This window comes from Dactylosporangium sp. CS-033363, from assembly GCF_050942475.1.
In the GTDB taxonomy this organism is placed as follows: Bacteria; Actinomycetota; Actinomycetes; order Mycobacteriales; family Micromonosporaceae; genus Dactylosporangium.
This window is the reverse complement of record NZ_CP192032.1, coordinates 4,959,077-4,974,681: the sequence shown is the minus strand read 5'-3', so window position 1 is coordinate 4,974,681 and position 15,605 is coordinate 4,959,077. Positions and strand designations below refer to the sequence as shown.

17 protein-coding genes are annotated in these 15,605 nt (G+C 74.2%); 9 read left to right on the top strand and 8 right to left on the bottom strand.

Features of this window, described 5'->3' with window-relative positions; genetic code table 11:
* Positions 1-45: 45 nt before the first annotated feature.
* On the top strand, positions 46-1,308 hold the full coding sequence (locus tag ACQPZ4_RS23085) for a DUF6461 domain-containing protein (RefSeq protein WP_433064788.1): 1,263 nt from the start codon (positions 46-48) through the stop codon (positions 1,306-1,308).
* On the opposite strand, the gene ACQPZ4_RS23080 is transcribed toward ACQPZ4_RS23085, so the two are convergent.
* Positions 1,283-1,942, bottom strand: a complete 660-nt coding sequence (locus tag ACQPZ4_RS23080) for a winged helix-turn-helix transcriptional regulator (RefSeq protein WP_433064785.1) — start codon at positions 1,940-1,942, stop codon at positions 1,283-1,285. The genes ACQPZ4_RS23085 and ACQPZ4_RS23080 overlap by 26 nt on opposite strands.
* Positions 1,943-2,053: 111 nt before the next feature.
* Between ACQPZ4_RS23080 and ACQPZ4_RS23075 the strand changes: the two genes are divergently transcribed.
* The gene (locus tag ACQPZ4_RS23075; protein ID WP_433064782.1) at positions 2,054-3,238 is read left to right on the top strand and encodes a vanadium-dependent haloperoxidase; all 1,185 of its coding nucleotides are present in this window, start codon (positions 2,054-2,056) and stop codon (positions 3,236-3,238) included.
* On the opposite strand, the gene ACQPZ4_RS23070 is transcribed toward ACQPZ4_RS23075, so the two are convergent.
* From ACQPZ4_RS23070 to ACQPZ4_RS23055, 4 genes are all read right to left on the bottom strand, one after another.
* On the bottom strand, positions 3,229-4,224 hold the full coding sequence (locus ACQPZ4_RS23070) for a cellulase family glycosylhydrolase (RefSeq protein WP_433064779.1): 996 nt from the start codon (positions 4,222-4,224) through the stop codon (positions 3,229-3,231). The genes ACQPZ4_RS23075 and ACQPZ4_RS23070 overlap by 10 nt on opposite strands.
* A 34-nt stretch (positions 4,225-4,258) precedes the next feature.
* Positions 4,259-4,864 (bottom strand): hypothetical protein, encoded by a 606-nt coding sequence (locus tag ACQPZ4_RS23065; protein ID WP_433064777.1) that lies wholly within the window; start codon positions 4,862-4,864, stop codon positions 4,259-4,261.
* Positions 4,865-4,905: 41 nt separating this feature from the next.
* The gene (locus ACQPZ4_RS23060) at positions 4,906-5,394 is read right to left on the bottom strand and encodes a MarR family winged helix-turn-helix transcriptional regulator (protein ID WP_433064774.1); all 489 of its coding nucleotides are present in this window, start codon (positions 5,392-5,394) and stop codon (positions 4,906-4,908) included.
* 71 nt (positions 5,395-5,465) lie between these two features.
* On the bottom strand, positions 5,466-6,215 hold the full coding sequence (locus ACQPZ4_RS23055; protein WP_433064771.1) for an SDR family NAD(P)-dependent oxidoreductase: 750 nt from the start codon (positions 6,213-6,215) through the stop codon (positions 5,466-5,468).
* A gap of 134 nt (positions 6,216-6,349) precedes the next feature.
* Between ACQPZ4_RS23055 and ACQPZ4_RS23050 the strand changes: the two genes are divergently transcribed.
* On the top strand, positions 6,350-7,648 hold the full coding sequence (locus ACQPZ4_RS23050; RefSeq protein ID WP_433064768.1) for a low temperature requirement protein A: 1,299 nt from the start codon (positions 6,350-6,352) through the stop codon (positions 7,646-7,648).
* A 117-nt stretch (positions 7,649-7,765) separates the two neighbouring features.
* On the opposite strand, the gene ACQPZ4_RS23045 is transcribed toward ACQPZ4_RS23050, so the two are convergent.
* A complete protein-coding gene (locus tag ACQPZ4_RS23045) occupies positions 7,766-8,002 on the bottom strand; it encodes a hypothetical protein (RefSeq protein ID WP_433064765.1) in 237 nt (78 codons plus the stop codon).
* Positions 7,999-8,889 (bottom strand): NAD(P)/FAD-dependent oxidoreductase, encoded by an 891-nt coding sequence (locus ACQPZ4_RS23040; protein WP_433064762.1) that lies wholly within the window; start codon positions 8,887-8,889, stop codon positions 7,999-8,001. The genes ACQPZ4_RS23045 and ACQPZ4_RS23040 overlap by 4 nt, the downstream gene beginning before the upstream one ends.
* A 77-nt stretch (positions 8,890-8,966) precedes the next feature.
* Between ACQPZ4_RS23040 and ACQPZ4_RS23035 the strand changes: the two genes are divergently transcribed.
* The 5 genes from ACQPZ4_RS23035 to ACQPZ4_RS23015 are packed head-to-tail and all read left to right on the top strand — an operon-like array spanning position 8,967 to position 13,408.
* Positions 8,967-9,545 carry a helix-turn-helix domain-containing protein gene (locus ACQPZ4_RS23035; RefSeq protein WP_433064759.1) on the top strand — a complete coding sequence of 193 codons (579 nt, stop codon included), beginning with the start codon at positions 8,967-8,969 and terminating at the stop codon, positions 9,543-9,545.
* On the top strand, positions 9,526-11,904 hold the full coding sequence (locus ACQPZ4_RS23030; RefSeq protein WP_433064757.1) for a LuxR C-terminal-related transcriptional regulator: 2,379 nt from the start codon (positions 9,526-9,528) through the stop codon (positions 11,902-11,904). Before ACQPZ4_RS23035 ends, ACQPZ4_RS23030 begins: the two co-directional genes overlap by 20 nt.
* Positions 11,905-11,943: 39 nt before the next feature.
* Complete coding sequence (locus ACQPZ4_RS23025) at positions 11,944-12,618, top strand: hypothetical protein (RefSeq protein ID WP_433064755.1); 675 nt, start codon at positions 11,944-11,946, stop codon at positions 12,616-12,618.
* Positions 12,615-13,193 carry a DUF2306 domain-containing protein gene (locus ACQPZ4_RS23020; RefSeq protein WP_433064752.1) on the top strand — a complete coding sequence of 193 codons (579 nt, stop codon included), beginning with the start codon at positions 12,615-12,617 and terminating at the stop codon, positions 13,191-13,193. Before ACQPZ4_RS23025 ends, ACQPZ4_RS23020 begins: the two co-directional genes overlap by 4 nt.
* Positions 13,190-13,408: a hypothetical protein gene (locus ACQPZ4_RS23015; RefSeq protein WP_433064749.1), complete on the top strand. Its 219-nt coding sequence runs from the start codon at positions 13,190-13,192 to the stop codon at positions 13,406-13,408. Before ACQPZ4_RS23020 ends, ACQPZ4_RS23015 begins: the two co-directional genes overlap by 4 nt.
* Here ACQPZ4_RS23015 and ACQPZ4_RS23010 read toward each other — a convergent pair.
* The gene (locus ACQPZ4_RS23010; RefSeq protein WP_433064746.1) at positions 13,393-13,917 is read right to left on the bottom strand and encodes a dihydrofolate reductase family protein; all 525 of its coding nucleotides are present in this window, start codon (positions 13,915-13,917) and stop codon (positions 13,393-13,395) included. The two genes, ACQPZ4_RS23015 and ACQPZ4_RS23010, sit on opposite strands and share 16 nt — an antisense overlap.
* Before the next feature lie 178 nt (positions 13,918-14,095).
* Here ACQPZ4_RS23010 and ACQPZ4_RS23005 point away from each other — a divergent pair, with 178 nt between their 5' ends.
* Positions 14,096-15,595 carry an MFS transporter gene (locus tag ACQPZ4_RS23005; protein ID WP_433064743.1) on the top strand — a complete coding sequence of 500 codons (1,500 nt, stop codon included), beginning with the start codon at positions 14,096-14,098 and terminating at the stop codon, positions 15,593-15,595.
* The last annotated feature ends 10 nt before the right edge of the window (positions 15,596-15,605 follow it).

Below are 15,605 nucleotides of genomic sequence, written 5' to 3'. Positions count from 1 at the left end.
GCCAAAGCCATCTCGGGGCCGGGCGGGTTGGGGGAGGCTGGGAACGTGGATCATGCGCTGCCGCCCAACTCCTGTTTCACCTTCGTGCGCGGGCGGACGCCGGACGAGGTCATCGCGCGGCTCGGCGGGGGGCGGCCGGTGTCGATCGCGTCGGGGCCGGAGGCGTTCGCGGCGCAGCAGGTCGTGCAGCAGCGCATCGACGAGCACGGAGCTGCCCAGCCCAGCCGGCTCGGCTACGTGGCGGTGACGCAGGCCGGCGAGTGGGCGATGGTCGTCGAGCCCAACGGATTCGGCTGTACGCGGCCCGAGTGGATCCGGGCCCTCGACGCGGAACTGTTCGCGTTCTTCGCCGGCGAGCACTCCGATCCGCAGTTCGTCTGGGCGCGCCGGGGCGAGATCCTGGTCAGCTTCGACCCGGGGTACCCGGACGAGCAGCGCTGGGGCAGCGACCCCGGCCGCCTCGACGCGCCGCTGCGGGAGCTGGGGTTCCACGACGGGGACGAGGAGTACCTGCAGCGGACGCTCGCGCTGCTGGAGCGGCTCACCGGCGTACGGTGGGACGCCGGCTTCCTCGCCCGCGCGGCGTTCCGGTGTGCGGCCGTGGCCGGGCCCGGCGTGCCGTTCGAGCCCTGGCACGCCGAGGTGCGGGACACCCTCGCCGCGTCGGTCGGCGATCCCGAGGACTGGAACGGGCAGCGGACCATGCGCTGGTTCGACTTCGGGATCTTCGATCGGCGGGTCATGGCGCTCGGCGAGGCCGGTCGGCGCATCCACCAGTACGACGGGGTTCTGGCTTTGCGGGTGGCTTGTGCGCCCGGGGAACTGCGCGAGCGGGTCGTGAGCTGGCTGGGACAGCACCCGGCGGCCGGGCTGCGGCGGGCGTTTCCGGAGCTCGACGCCGTCGCCGTCGGGCCCGCTCCCCCGCTGTCGGAGCGGCCCGACATCCGGCGCAAGCTGGAGGCGTTGCAGCGGGAGACGGAGCGGTACCGCCGGGAGGATCTCGAGCGGACCTGGGGCGGGCGGGTCCCGGCGGATCGGCGGCTGTTCGAGCCCGAGGTGCAGGCGAACGCGCTGGGGCTGCTGCCGTACGGCCGCGATCTGATCGACCGGATCGCCGAGGCCGGACCGGACGGCCAGCGCGCGATGGTGGCGTGGGCGGCGCAGTTCTGCCGCGGGAGGGCCGACATCACCCACGATCCCGATCCGCTGCTCGCGGCCATGGGCGCCGTGCGCATCGCCGTGCAGCTCGACACCAGCGCCATCGCCGCATTCAGGGCCGCGTTCACGCAACCGGGGCGAACGGGCTGAGGCCGATCCAGCTCGGAAACGCGGCGCGCAGCGGAGCCGGGCCGGTCAGGTCGATGCGGCCGTCGCGCAGGGCCGCCCGTGCGTCGAGCCGGCCGAGGAACACCTCCGCCAGCGCGCGCAGGTCGGCCTCGACGAACAGGTCGACGTCGTGCCCCGGGTCGGACGTGCAAAGATCACACAGCGGCGGCTGTACGACCAGCCAGAACGCCGGCGGCCGGCTGCGGGGCCGGAAGCGGAAGTGCAGCACGGTCCGCCCCGCCGGGAGGTGCTCCACCCGCAGGCGGCGGCGCAGGAACCACATGAGCAGGCCCGCGTCGAGGTGCTCGGCGTGCAGCTCGGTCGCGGCGTACTCGTAGCCCCAGCGGCCCAGGGCCTCGATCACCGGGCGCAGCGCCAGACCGGCCGCGGTGAGGTGGTACTCGGGGCCGGCTCGCCGCTCCAGCAGGCCTATGTGCTCGAGGCCGGCCAGGCGCTGGGAGAGCAGCGCCCGCGAGATCCGCGGCACGCCCCGGTGCAGGTCGTTGAAGCGGTGGCTGCCGGCGAGCAGCTCGCGCAGGATCAGCGGGGTCCAGCGCTCGGCGAACATCTCCGCGCCGAGCGCCACGGGACAGAACTGGCCGTACGTGGTGTGCACGCGGCCATCGTCGGCCTGCCGGGCGGTACCCGACAAGTGCTGTTTCTGAACCCCGACCGGCGTGCAGAAGCTGCACTATGCGCGCACGGCCACCGCGCGCACGGTGGGCGCATGTCCAGACTCACGCATGTTTCGCTCACCGTGGTGACCGCCGTCGCGCCGCTGCTCATGGCGGCGGGCGTGCCGGTGGCCGCGCACCCCGCCGACGTGGTCGTGGGGTGGAACCGCGCGCTCGTCGAGGCCATCACCGCCGCCCAGCTGCCCCCGCCGCCGGCGATGCGGGCCGGGGCGATCGTGGCGGTCTCGGTGTACCAGGCGGTCGCGCTCGAGCGGCCGCGCGGCACGTCCGCGCCGGCCGCCGCCGCCGGAGCCGCGCACCGGACCCTCGCCGGGCTGTTCCCGGCTCAGCGGGCCGCGTTCGACGCGCGGCTCGCGGCGACCCTGGCCGGGCTTCCGGACCGCGGCGGGTCCGTGGGCCGCGGGGTGGCGTGGGGCGCGTCGGTCGCCGACGGCGTGCTCGCGCGACGGGCCGATGACGGCTTTTCCGCGGTACTGCCGCCGTACGTGCCCGATCCGGCACCCGGCCGGTGGCGGCCCACCCCGCCGGCGTTCCCGGCCGCACCCTCGTTCCGGCAGTTCGCGGGCATGACGCCGTGGACGCTGCGCTCGCCGGCGCAGTTCCGGCCGCCGCCACCGCCGGCCCTGGACAGCGCCCGCTACGCGCGGGACCTCGCCGAGGTGCGGGCGGCCGGGCAGCTGACGAGCGCCACCCGCGGCGCGTTCGACACGCAGACGGCCCAGTTCTGGCAGTCCGCGACGCCGATCGCGCTGTGGGACCCGGTCGCCGACGCGCTCATCGTCCGGCACCGCCTGGGGCTGACCGAGGCGGCGCGGCTGCTGATGAAGGTCAACGTGGCCATGGCGGACACGGTGATCGCGGTCTGGAACGCCAAGAACTTCTTCGACACGTGGCGGCCGGTCACCGCGATCCAGGCCGCCGACCCCGCGTGGCGGCCGTTGCTGGACACGCCAACATTTCAGGAGTATCCGGCCGGGCATCCCGCGGTGAGCCAGGCCGCGGCGGCCATGCTGGCGCACCGGTTCGGGGATCGGACGCGGTACACGCTGACGTCCCCCGGCATGCCCGGCGTCACGCGGACGCTACCCAGCTTCTCCGCCGGCGTCGCGCAGACGAGCGACGCGCGGGTCTTCGGCGGCATCCACTTCCGCTTCGCCTGCGAGGCGGCGACCGCCATGGGGCGCAAGGTCGCGGCGTACGTCGAGGTTCAGTTGTAGACGGTGGCCTGGCGGGAGGTCTGGCGGATGCCGTCCGGGCCGTCGAACACCCGCCGGCCCCACCACGTCAGCGCGGCGGCGTCGAACTCGCGGACCATGTCGAGGTTGCTGACGTCGCCGCTGTTGCCGCTCCAGGACCAGGCCAGGTAGCCGACGTTGTCGGTCCGCGCCTCGGACATCAGGGCGTCCTCGTCGACCTCGCCGTCCTGGTGGGTGTACGCGAACTCGGTCACCGCGATCGGCAGGCGGGCGCGCAGGAAGCGGCCGAGGTAGTCGTGGACGGTGGTGGCCCGGCTGAAGGCGCCGTACACGTGGATCGAGAAGACCGTGTTGTGCTGCGGGTCGGCGGCGAAGACCGAGGCGGCGTTGTCACGCATCGTGAAGGACACATCTTGGCCCCAATCCGGGGCGTCGACCATGAGGGTGTGCCGGATGCCGGCCCGGCGCAGGCGGGCGATCGACTCCTTCGTGCCGGCGGGCCAGCCGGCGAAGTTGTCCAGCACATACGGTTCGTTGGCGACGTCGATGATCGCGTACTTCTCCTGGCCGATCAGCGCCTTGCGGATGCTGATCCAGTAGTCGACCGCCTTCGCCTGCGGGATGGCCTCCGGGCGGTACCCCCATCCGGTGGTGTCGTTCACGACCAGCACGCAGATCAGGCGGTTCTGCCGGCACAGGCCGATCACCCGGGCGACGTCGGCCGCGTCGTTGCGCGCGGCGACCACGCCTGTGGACAACTCCACTCGTACCGCATTCGCGCCCATCGCCTTCACGTCGCGGAACATCTGCGGCGTGCGGTCCGGGTACACGGCGTGGTTCTGGCCGACGCCCCGGATGACGAACTCGTGGTGGTCGGCGTCGTACAGGCGGCCGTCCCGCACATAGAAGCCGTCGGCCGGCAGCCGGCGCGCCCGGATCGTGTCGTCCGCGGGGTGGATCAGCCCGGCGAGGAGGACGAGCGACAGGGCCGCGAGGCGGGTGCGCACGGCCTGGCACTGCCCCGATTGCGGCCGGTCAACCTCAAACGGGGCCGTTGTCGACCAGGACGAAGGCGGTCAGCGCGGTGGCGTCGCCCGGCTCCTCGGCGATCACCCCGTTTGTCCTGGACACCAGCAGGTACGCGCCGCTCACGCTGATCGTGTAGGTCGCCGGGTCGCCGCTCGCCGGCGGCTGGATCGTGAACAGCTGGCCGTCGCGCGCCGGGTCGCACTGGGTGGCGGCGATGGTGAGGGGCCGGCTTCCGTTGTTCTTCAGCCCGAGACAGGCCTGGTCGCCGGTGGCGGTGCGGATCTGGTGGCGGGCACCCTGCGGTACCAACACGAACAGGCCCTTGTCGGTGGGACCGTCGGTGAGGTTGAGGCGGCCGGTGTCGTCCACGGCCAGGATCGACTCGCCGGCCTCGGCGGGGCGGATCACGAGCCGGCGCTGGCCCAGCAGCATCGGCGCGTCGGGCCCGGTCACCGACGGCCGGGGTGCGGCCGACGCGGGTTCCGAGGCGGGCGGCGGCGGGGCGGCACTGGTGGCCGCCGGGGCCGACGGGCTCTCGGCGATGGGGTTCGCGGTGGTACCGCAGCCGCTCACCGCGGTGAGCCCGGCCACGACCAGCAGAGCGGCGTGTCCTCGCATCCGTCCTTGATACCCATTCGTGCCCCGGCGCGCACCTTTCGCTACGGCCGGGGCAGGGTGCCACGGTTCAGGACGTTCTCGTAGACGTGCTCCAGGGCCGCGCGCAACGGCTCCTGGAGCTCGGCCGGCAGCCCGTCGAAGAACAGGTCGTGGATCAGGTCGACGTGCCCCGGCGCGGCCGCCTCGAGGGCGTGGCGGCCGGCCGGGGCGAGCGACACCTCCGTCACCCGCCGGTCGTGTGCGGCCGGATCGAGGCTGACCAGGCCGCGCTGGGCCATCCGTTTGGCGTGGTGCGACACCCGGCTGCGCTCCCAGCCGATCTGGGTGGCCAGCGCGGTGATCGTCAGGCACGACGCCGGCGCGACGCTCAGCGCGGTCAGCACGTCGTAGTCGGGCATCGAGAGGTCGTGCTCGGCCTGCAACTGCCGGTTGATCTCGTACGTGAGCCGGAGTTGGAGCCGGATGTACGCGAGCCAGGTGCGCTGCTGGTCGCCGTCGAGCCAGCCCCGGGCGGGCCGCTTGGGGGTCATACCGCCATGGTGCCAGCCGTGCGAGGCGTCAAGGCCGCACGCAACGCTGAGTTACGTGAAGCGTCACGGAATCAGAGCTGCTCGGCCCCGCCGTCCACGAACAGCTCGGCGCCGGTCACGAAGCTGCTGTCGTCCGAGGCCAGGAACACCGCGGCCCCCGCGATCTCCTCCGGACGGCCCAGCCGCCCCAGCGGCACCCCGGCCACGAGCTGCGCGAACAGCGGCTCGACCCCGGCCGGGTCGCCGGCCAGCCCGGCCAGCCCCGGCGTCTCCACCGGCCCCGGCACCAGCGTGTTCACCCGCACGCCCCGCCCGACGAGCTCGGCCGCCCAGGTGCGCCCGAAGGAGCGGATGGCCGCCTTGGTCGCCGCATAGAGCCCGAACGCGGGGGTACCGTTCGATGCCGCCGTCGACCCGGTCAGGATGATCGAGGCGCCGGGCCGCAGCAGCGGCACCGCGCGCTGCACGGTGAACAGGGTGCCGCCGACGTTGCGGTCGAACGTGGCCCGGTAGTCCTCGGGCGTGATCTCCTCCAGCGTCGCGAACGAGCCGCCGCCCGCGTTGGCCATCAGCACGTCGAGGCCGGCCCCGCGCCGCTCGATCGCCGCGAACAGCCGGTCGAGGTCCGCCGGGTCGGCGATGTCGCCGGCCACGCCCGTGGCGGCATGGCCGATCAGCGCGGCCGCCTCGTCGACGGCCTCCTGGCGCCGCCCGGTCACGAAGACGTGCGCGCCCTCGTCGGCGAAGCGGCGGGCGACCGCCAGGCCGATGCCCGAGGTGCCGCCCGTGACCAGTGCCGTCTTGCCCTGCAGCCGTTCCATGTCGTCGCTCCTTGCTCGTGCTGCCGTACCTTCCGGCCGGTGCAACTTACGTGACATGTCATGCATTCCAGGCCGTGAGCGCCGCCACACGCCTCACCCCGGGGCCTCACCCGCGCGCTCCGTAGGATCTCGCCGTGGGTCAGGATGCCGCGCGGCTGCGAAGCGACCTCGAGCACCGGCTGCGGCCGATGACCGGGCGCGACCCCGGCGAGCGCGGACGCTCGACTACCCCGGTCGAGCTGCTCTATGACCTGACGTACGTCATCGCGTTCGCGGCCGCCGCCGACCAGCTCGCCGAGGCGATCGCCGGCGGGCGGGTCGGATCGGGGCTCGGGGCGTACGTCTTCGCGATCTTCTCGGTGTCGTGGGCCTGGCTGAACTTCACGTGGTTCGCCTCGGCCTACGACAACGACGACGCGCTGTTCCGGGTGGCCACGCTGGTGCAGATGATCGGGGTCGTCATCCTGGTTTTCGGGCTGCCGGTCAGCTTCGCGGCGGCCGCCACGGGGCACAGCCCGAACAACCTGCTCCTGGTCGCCGGGTACGTCGTCATGCGCGTCCCGCAGATCGGGCTGTGGCTGCGCGCGGCCCGGCAGGACCCGGCGCACCGGCGGATCGCCCGCGCCTACGCGGTCACGATCGCCGTCGTCCAGACCGGGTGGGTCCTGTCCGCGCTCCTGCCGCTGCCGGTCGGCGTCACCATCGCGGTGCTCGCCGTCCTCGCGTGCGGGGAGATGGCGGCGCCCGTCGTCCTGGAGCGGCGGCTGGGGGCCCCGCCCTGGAACGCCGGGCACATCGCGGAGCGGTTCGGCCTGCTGACCCTGATCGCGCTGGGCGAGGTGATCGCGGCGACCGTCAGCGCCGTCGCCGCGCTGATTCACGCCCGGGGCTGGAGCCCGGCCGCGGTGGTGATCGTCGCGTCCGGGCTCGTGCTGGTGGCGGGGCTCTGGTGGACGTACTTCCTGATCCCCGCCCGGTCGATTCTCGAGCGCTTCCCCCGGCGTACGTTCGCGTGGCGGTACGCCCACCTGCCGATCTTCGGCGCCGTGGCGGCCGTCGGGGCCGGGCTGCGCGTCGCCACGACCGCCGTCGAGGAGCAGGAGCTGTCGGTGCTGCGGGTCGCGCTCGCCCTCGCCGTTCCGGTGGCGGTCCTGCTCGTGCTCATCTTCGCGACCTGGAGCGTCCTGCTGCACGCGTACGACCTGACGCACGTACCACTGCTGGCTTGTGCTCTTGTGCCCCTGGCGGCGGCGGTCGCGGTGCCGTTCGTGCTCGGTGCGACCGGGCCGGTCGATCTCGCGGATTCGTCGAGCCTGGCCGCACTTGTGGCCGCGATCGCGTCAGTAGCGCTGTCGGCCGTCGTCGAGGTGGTCGGGCACGAGCTGGTGGGCTTCAGCCACACCATGCGCGTGCTCAAGCGCAGCGGGCGCTGAGCGAGCTCCATGCGCGCCGGGCGAGAGCGCGCCTGGCGAGAGCGCGCCTGGCGAGAGCGCGCCTGGCGAGAGCGCGCCTGGCGAGAGCGCGCCTGGCGAGAGCGCGCCTGGCGAGCTCTATGCGCGCCGGGCGAGAGCGCGCCGGGCGAGCAGGCGGGCGCGCAGCTGGTGGAGGCGGGGCATCAGGCCGTACATGACGATGGGCACGGCGATGGTGGCGAGGACGAACGTGCGCAGGACCGGCCCGAGGTGGGCGAGCCACGGCCCGAGGGCCAGGTTGAGCACGGTGAGCGTCGGGAAGACCGCGAGCCAGATCATGACGGCCAGCTGGTGCTTCGAGGGCGGTCGGTTCACAGCGATTCCTCCACGAGTGATGTGTTGACGGCGATGGCGGCCGCGGATCCCTCGCCGGCCGCGGTGATGACGGTGGCCCGCGGGTTGACCGCGTTGCCGGCCGCGAAGACGCCCGGGACGCTGGTCTGCCCGGTGCCGTCGACGGTCACCCAGCCGTTGCCGTCGGTGGCGCAGCCGAGGCCGGTGAGCAGGCCGGAGTTGGCGACGAACCGGGGCCGGACGAACACGGCCGCGCGGGGCACGACCTCGCCGGTGTCGAGCCGCACGCCGGTCAGCTCGTCGCCGGTCACGACCAGGTCGGTCACGGCGTGGTCGACGACGGCGACGCCGCGGGACCGCAACCGCTCGCGCTGCGCCTCGTCCAGGACCGTGCCGTGGGTGAAGAACACGAGGTCGGCCGACCACTCCCGGATGAGCAGCGCGTGGGCGACGGCCTCGGGATTGCCGCCGAGCACGCCGAGCGGGCGGTCGCGGACCTCGTAGCCGTGGCAGTACGGGCAGTGCAGCAGGTCCCGGCCCCACCGCTCGCGGGCGCCGGGGAGGTCCGGGATCACGTCGGTCAGCCCGGTGGTGACGAGCACCCGCCGGGCGCGCAGCTCCCCGTCGGCCAGGCCGACGGTGAAGGCCGGGGCCGCCCCCGACACCGCTTGCACCGTGCCGGGGATGATGACGCCGCCGTACCCCTCGACCTCCTTGCGCCCCGCCGCCAGCAGCTCGCCGGGCGGCAGGCCGTCGGAGCCGAGGAAGCCGTGCATGTGCGCGGCCGGGGCGTTGCGCGGGCGGCCCGCGTCGACCACCGCGACCCGGCGCCGGGCCCGGCTCAGGACCAGCGCGGCGGACAGTCCGGCGGCTCCCCCGCCGATGATGACCACGTCGAATTCGTTCATACCTGCAATCTCCCCCGCGGCCCGCCCGGCCACAACGTTCGTTGCCATTTCTGGGAAACGGCGCTGCAATGGTCGTCATGAAGGAGCTGCTCGACCTGGTCGGACCGCGGCTGCGGCAGATCCGCGAGCAGCGGGGCCTGACCCTGACGGTGGCCGCGGAGCAGGCGGGCATCTCCAAGAGCACCCTGTCGCGGCTGGAGAACGGTCAGCGGCGGCCGAGCCTCGAACTGCTGTTTCCCCTGGCTCAGGTGTACCGCGTGCCGCTGGACGACCTCGTCGGCGCACCCGAGGTCGGCGATCCCCGCATCCGGATCAAGCCGCGCCGGGTCAACGGGCGCACGGTCCTGCCGCTGACCCGCCCGGGCGGCGTGCAGGCCTGGAAGATCGTCATCCCGGCTGCGCAGTCGGCCCCGAACCCGCGGGCGCACGGCGGGTTCGAGTGGCTGTACGTGCTCAGCGGCCGGATGCGGCTCGTCCTCGGCGACCGCGACCTGGTCCTCGGGGCGGGCGAGGCGGCCGAGTTCGACACCCGGGTGCCGCACTGGTTCGGCAGCACCGGCGAGGAACCCGCGGAGGTGCTGAGCATCTTCGGCCGGCCCGGCGAGCGGATGCTGCTGCGCGCCGACGAGGAGCACCGTGACCCCCACGCCGGGTGACCGGCCGCGCCCGCGCCGGGCCCTCGTCCCGCGCGAGCGGCTCCTCGACGCGCTCGGCCCCGAGCCGCCGCGGCTGGTCCTGGTCTCGGCCCCGGCCGGCTTCGGCAAGACCACGGTCGTGACCCAGTGGCTGGCCGGCTCGCCCGCGCGGGTCGCCTGGCTGGCGCTGCACGCGGGCCACGCCGACCCGCGCCGCTTCACGGCCGACCTCGCCGCGGCCCTCGGCGCCGGACCGGACGACGACCGCCAGGCGCTGCTCGACGCGGCGGCCGCCGAGCCGACCGTCATCGCCCTGGACGACTACCACGTGATCGACACGGCGGCCGTGCACGACGTGGTGACGTTCCTGCTCGACCGGCTGCCGGCGCACGTCACCATGGCGATCACCACCCGCGCCGACCCGCCGCTGCCGCTCGCCCGGATGCGGGCCCGGGGCGAGCTGGCCGAGCTGCGCGCGGCCGACCTGCGCTTCACGCCCGCCGAGGCGGACGCGTTCCTCAACCAGATCATGGGCCTTCGCCTGGAGCCGGGGCAGGTGGCCGCCCTGGAGACGCGGACCGAGGGCTGGGCGGCGGGACTGCAGCTGGCCGCCCTGGCCGCGCGCGGGCGGGCGGGCGACGACGTGGAGACGTTCGTCGACGCGTTCTCGGGCAGCCACCGGTTCGTGCTCGACTACCTCGTCGAGGACGTGCTCGCCCACCAGCCGGCCGACGTGCGCGCGTTCCTGCTCGACACCTCGGTGCTCGACGAGCTGACCGGCCCGCTGTGCGACGCCATCACCGGCCGCACGGACGGCCAGGCGACGCTGGAACGGCTGGAGCGCGCGAACCTGTTCGTGGTGCCGCTCGACGACCGCCGCTCGCGCTACCGGTACCACCACCTGTTCGCCGACGCGCTGCGGGCCCAGCTCGACCCGGCGCGGGCGCGCACCCTGCACCGCGCGGCCGCGCACTGGTACGCCGGCCGCTCCCGCCGCACCGACGCCATCCCGCACGCCCTGGCCGGCGGCGACGGCGAGCACGCGGCCGAGCTGCTCGAGCTGGCCCAGGACGACCTGCGCCGGCAGCGCCAGGACCGCACGTTGCGCGCGTGGCTGCAGGCGTTGCCGCCGGACGTCGTGCGCCGCCGCGCGGCCCTCGCGACCGGGCTGGCCTGGACCCGGCTCTCCGAGGGCGACCTGACCGGGGTGGCCGCCTGGCTCGACGCCGCCGAGGCCGCGCTGCCCGCCTCCGCCGGGCCCGACGGTGACCTGCCGGGGACGATCGAGATGTATCGGGCGGCCCTCGCGCAGGCCCACGGCGACCTCGCCGGGACCGCCGCGCACGCCCGCCGCGCCCTGGAGCTCACCGGCCCCGGGCATCACCTGACCCGCGCCGGGGCCGCCGGGTTCCTCGGCCTCGCGACCTGGGCCGCCGGCGACCTGCCCGAGGCGATCGCCGTCTTCACCGAGGCGCGGCGCAGCCTGCACGCGGCCGGCAACGTCGCCGACGAACTGGGCATGACCGTGGTCCTCGGCGCCATGTGGCTGGCCCGCGGCCGACCCGTCGAAGCGCGGCGGCTGTACGAGCGGGCGCTCGCCGACGCCCACCGCCGGCCCGGCGTCCTGCCGATCACCGGCGACCTGCACGTCGGGCTGGCCGAGGTGCTGCTCGCGCAGGGCGACCCCGGCGGCGCGGCCGAGCACCTGGAGCTCGCTCGAAGTCTCGGCGACGCGGCCTCGCTGCTGGAGAACCGCCATCGCTGGTACGTCACGAGCGCCGCCCTCCTGCACGCCCGCGGCGACGCCGGCGGGGCGCTCGCGGCGCTGGACCGGGCCGGGGAGCTCTTCCTGCCCGGCTACTTCCCGGACGTACGGCCGGTTCCCGCGCTCAAGGCCCGCCTGCACATCGCGCTCGGCCGGCTCGCCGACGCCTGGGACTGGGCCGCCGAGCACCAGGTCCGCGCCGTCGCCGAGCCGACCTATCTGCAGGAGTTCAACCAGCTCACCCTGGCGCGGCTGCTGGTGGCGCAGGGGCGGATCGACGGGGATCAGGCCGTACACGTGCCGGGTCTGGATGCTCTCATCGCCGCGGCCCGGGCGGGCGATCGCGGCGCGAGTGTGGCCGACGCGCTCGCCGTGCGGGAGCTGCTGGCCGAGGCCGGGCCCGAGCATGGTCTGAGCGCCCGCGAGGTGGAGGTGCTGCGCCTGCTCGCGACCGACCTGAACGGCCCGGACATCGCGCGGCGGCTGTTCGTCTCGGTCAACACGCTGCGCACCCACACCCGGCACATCTTCACCAAGCTCGACGTGACGACCCGGCCGGCGGCGGTGCGACGGGCCCGCGAGCTCGGCATCATCAACCCGGATCGCATCGCTTGATGATGTGCGGCGACCAGCCGGTTTCCTAGATTTTCCGGCATGACCATCACAGTTTCCGCACTGTTCCGGGCCGCCGCCCTCGCCGCGGCCACCGCCGGGACGATCTTCGTCGCCGTCCAGATCAACCACCCGCCGATGGTGGCCGCCTCGGCCGAACTGACCGAGTGGACCGTCCGCAGCTGCGCCAAGGCCGTCATGGCGGCGCTCGCGCTGGCCGGCATCACCGGGATGTACCTGCGCCAGTACCGGCGGGTCGGGCTGCTCGGGCTGGCCGGGTACCTGATCTTCGCCGCCGGGTACCTGAGCATGGTCGGCGTGGAGATCATGGCCGCCACGGTGCTGCCCGGCCTGGCCCGCACCAACCCCGCGTACGTCAACGACGTCATCGTCGCCGCGGCCGGCGGCCACCCGGCCGGCGACATCGGCGGCCTGCAGATGCTGTTCAACCTGAGCGGGGCCGGCTACATGCTCGGCGGCCTGCTGTTCGGCATCGCCCTGTTCCGGTCCGGGGTGCTGGCGCGGTGGGCCTCGGCGCTGCTGGCCGCCGGCACCGCCGGGACCGCCTCCCTGGCCGTGCTGCCGGAGTCGTTCAACCGGCCGATCGCCGTGCCGGTCGGCGTCGCGCTCGTCGGGCTGGGCGTGTCGCTGTGGCGCAACCACGCTTCGAGTGCGCTCGAAGACGCGCCGCCGGTCCTGCAGCCCGCCGGTCGATGACCGCCTCCTGGCCGGTCCCGGCGGCGCTGGTCGCGCTGAGCGCGATCCCGCTCGCCGCCGGGACGATCCGGCTCCTCGACCTCGCGCAGCGGCCGTCGCTGCTGGCCGTCCCGCTGGTGGTGCACATCGTCGGGGCGGCCGGGTACGCGCTCGCCGGCGCCTTCCAGTTCGTCCCGCGGCTGCGGCGGACCCACCCGGCCTGGCACCGCCGCGCCGGGCGGGTCCTCGCCGCCGCCGGGCTGCTCGTGGCCGGGTCGGCGCTGTGGATGACGATCCTGTACACGGCCAAGCCCGGCACCGGCGCGCTGCTCTTCGCGCTGCGGCTGGTGTTCGGGACCGCGATGGCCGCGAGCCTGGTCCTGGGCCTGGCCGCGATCCGCCGCGGGGACGTCGCCGCCCACCGCGCCTGGATGACCCGGGCGTACGCGATCGGGCTGGCCGCCGGTACGCAGGCCTTCACCGAGGGGTTCGCGGGCGCGCTCCTCGGCCCCGGCGTGCTGGTCGGCGACCTGGCGAAGGGCGCGGGCTGGGTCATCAACCTGGCCGTCGCCGAGTACGTGGTGCGGCGCTCATGAGCGACGTTTACGAGATCCGGGTCGCGGGGCACCTCGACCGGCACTGGTCGGAGCGGCTCGGCGGGCTCAGCATCGCCCACGACCCCGACGGGACCAGCAGGCTCGCCGGTCCCGTCGTCGATCAGGCCCAGTTGTACGGCATCCTCGCCGGACTCCGCGACCTCGGCGCGACGCTGCTCAGCGTCCGCACGACGGGGCGTCAGGCCGGGCCGTAGGTGAGGTGGGCGACGCCGGTCGGGAACGTCTCCGACGCGAGCAGCCGCAGCGGCGCCCGGCCGCCCACGTCGTCGAAGAGGCGCTTGCCGGCGCCGAGCACGACCGGGCAGACCATCAGGTGCAGCTCGTCGGCCAGCCCGGCCAGGACCAGCGACCGGACCAGGGTGGCGCTGCCGGTGACCGTGATGTTGCCGCCGGGCTTGTCCTTGCGGGCCCGCAGGTCGGCGAGGTCGGTCAGCGCCGCCTCGCCCCAGCCGAGGTCGGTCAGCGTCGTGGAGGCCACGAGCTTCGGGGTGCCGTTCATGAAGTCGGCGACCTCCCCCTGCTGCCCCGGCCAGATCGCCGCGAACTCCCGGTAGGTGTTCCGCCCGAGCAGCAGGAGCTCGGTGGCGTCGCGGCGGGCCTTGATCGACGCCCCGACCTCCGGGCAGAAGTAGTCGAAGCTCCAGCGCTCCGGGGACTCGACGACACCGTCGAGCGACACGTGCAGCCCGGCGACGATCTTCATGGCGTTCTCCTCTTCCTCGTTTGCCTGTGCGTCGAGCGGCGACGGGCTGCTTCGACAACTCCGGGGCACGGGATCCATCGGGTTGCCGCACGGGTGCCTGGCGGGACTGTCGCTCATTCCGGCGGTACGACAGCCGAACGGATGACGCGAAGCACGCAAGCGACCCGGAGAGGCAGCCATGACCACCACCCACCTGGAACGAGCCCGCATCGCGGAAGCCCAGGAGACCCACCCGCACCACGCCCGGCGGTGGGCCATCCTCGGCGTGCTGGGCCTCGCCCAGCTGATGGTGGTGCTCGACGCCACGATCGTGAACATCGCGCTGCCCTCGGCGCAGCGGGCGCTGGGCTTCTCCAACGACAACCGGCAGTGGATCGTCACCGCGTACGCGCTCGCGTTCGGCGCCCTGCTCCCCCTCGGCGGCCGCGTCGGCGACCTGATCGGCCGCAAGACGACGCTGCTCATCGGCCTCATCGGCTTCGCCGCCGCGTCCGCGATCGGCGGCGCCGCGGAGGGCTTCGGCCTGCTGGTCACCGCCCGCGCCGCGCAGGGTGCCTTCGGCGCGCTGCTCGCCCCGGCCGTGCTGTCGCTGCTCACCACGACGTTCACCGACGCCAAGGAGCGCGCCAAGGCCTTCGGCATCTACGGCGCGATCGCCGGCGCCGGCGGCGCGATGGGCCTGCTCCTCGGCGGCGTGCTGACCGAGTACCTCGACTGGCGCTGGTGCATGTACGTCAACATCGTCTTCGCCGTCCTCGCCACCTTCGGCGCCCTGAGCCTGCTGCACAACCAGCGCGCCGACGGCCCCGGCCACCGCCTCGACGTCCCCGGCACCGTGACGGTCTCGGCCGGCCTGTTCTCCCTCGTGTACGGCTTCGGCAACGCCGAGACCCACGCCTGGGGCAACCCCGCGGTGTGGGGCTGGCTGGCGGCCGCCGTGGTGCTGCTGACCGCGTTCGTCGTCATCGAGACCCGCGTCGCCCACCCGCTGATCCCGCTGCGCGTCCTGCTCGACCGCACCCGCGGCGGCGCCCTGCTCACGGTCCTGACCCTGGGCGTCGGCATGTTCGCCGTGTTCCTGTTCCTGACCTACTACCTGCAGCAGAACCTCGGCTTCAGCCCGATCCGCAGCGGCGCCGCCTTCCTGCCCATGATCGGCGCCCTGGCCGTCACCGCCACGCTCGCCACCAGCATCGTCGTCCCGCGCGTCGGCCCCCGCCCGCTCGTCCCGGCCGGCTTCCTCATCGCCGCCGGCGGCATGCTGTGGCTGACCCAGCTGACCGTGCACTCCGGCTACGCGGGCAGCATCCTCGGCCCCCTGCTCGTCTCGGGCGTCGGCATCGGCCTGGCCATGGCCCCGGCCATGACCGCCGGCACCTCGGGCGTCCGCGCCGCGGACGCCGGCGTGGCCTCGGCCCTGGTCAACACCGCCCAGCAGATCGGCGGCTCGGTCGGCACGGCGGTGCTGTCCACCATCGCCTCGAGCGCCCTGACCCACTCCCTGGCCGGCAAGACCCCGACCCCGCAGGCGACCCTGGCGGCGGCCATCGACAGCTACACCACGACCTTCACCTGCGTCGCCGCCTTCTTCCTGGTCGGCGCGGTGGTGAGCGGCCTGCTGCTGCGCTCGGGCCCGCTCTCGGTCGACCCGGACGCGGCGCCCGCCGCCCACATGTAGACCGCGGAAC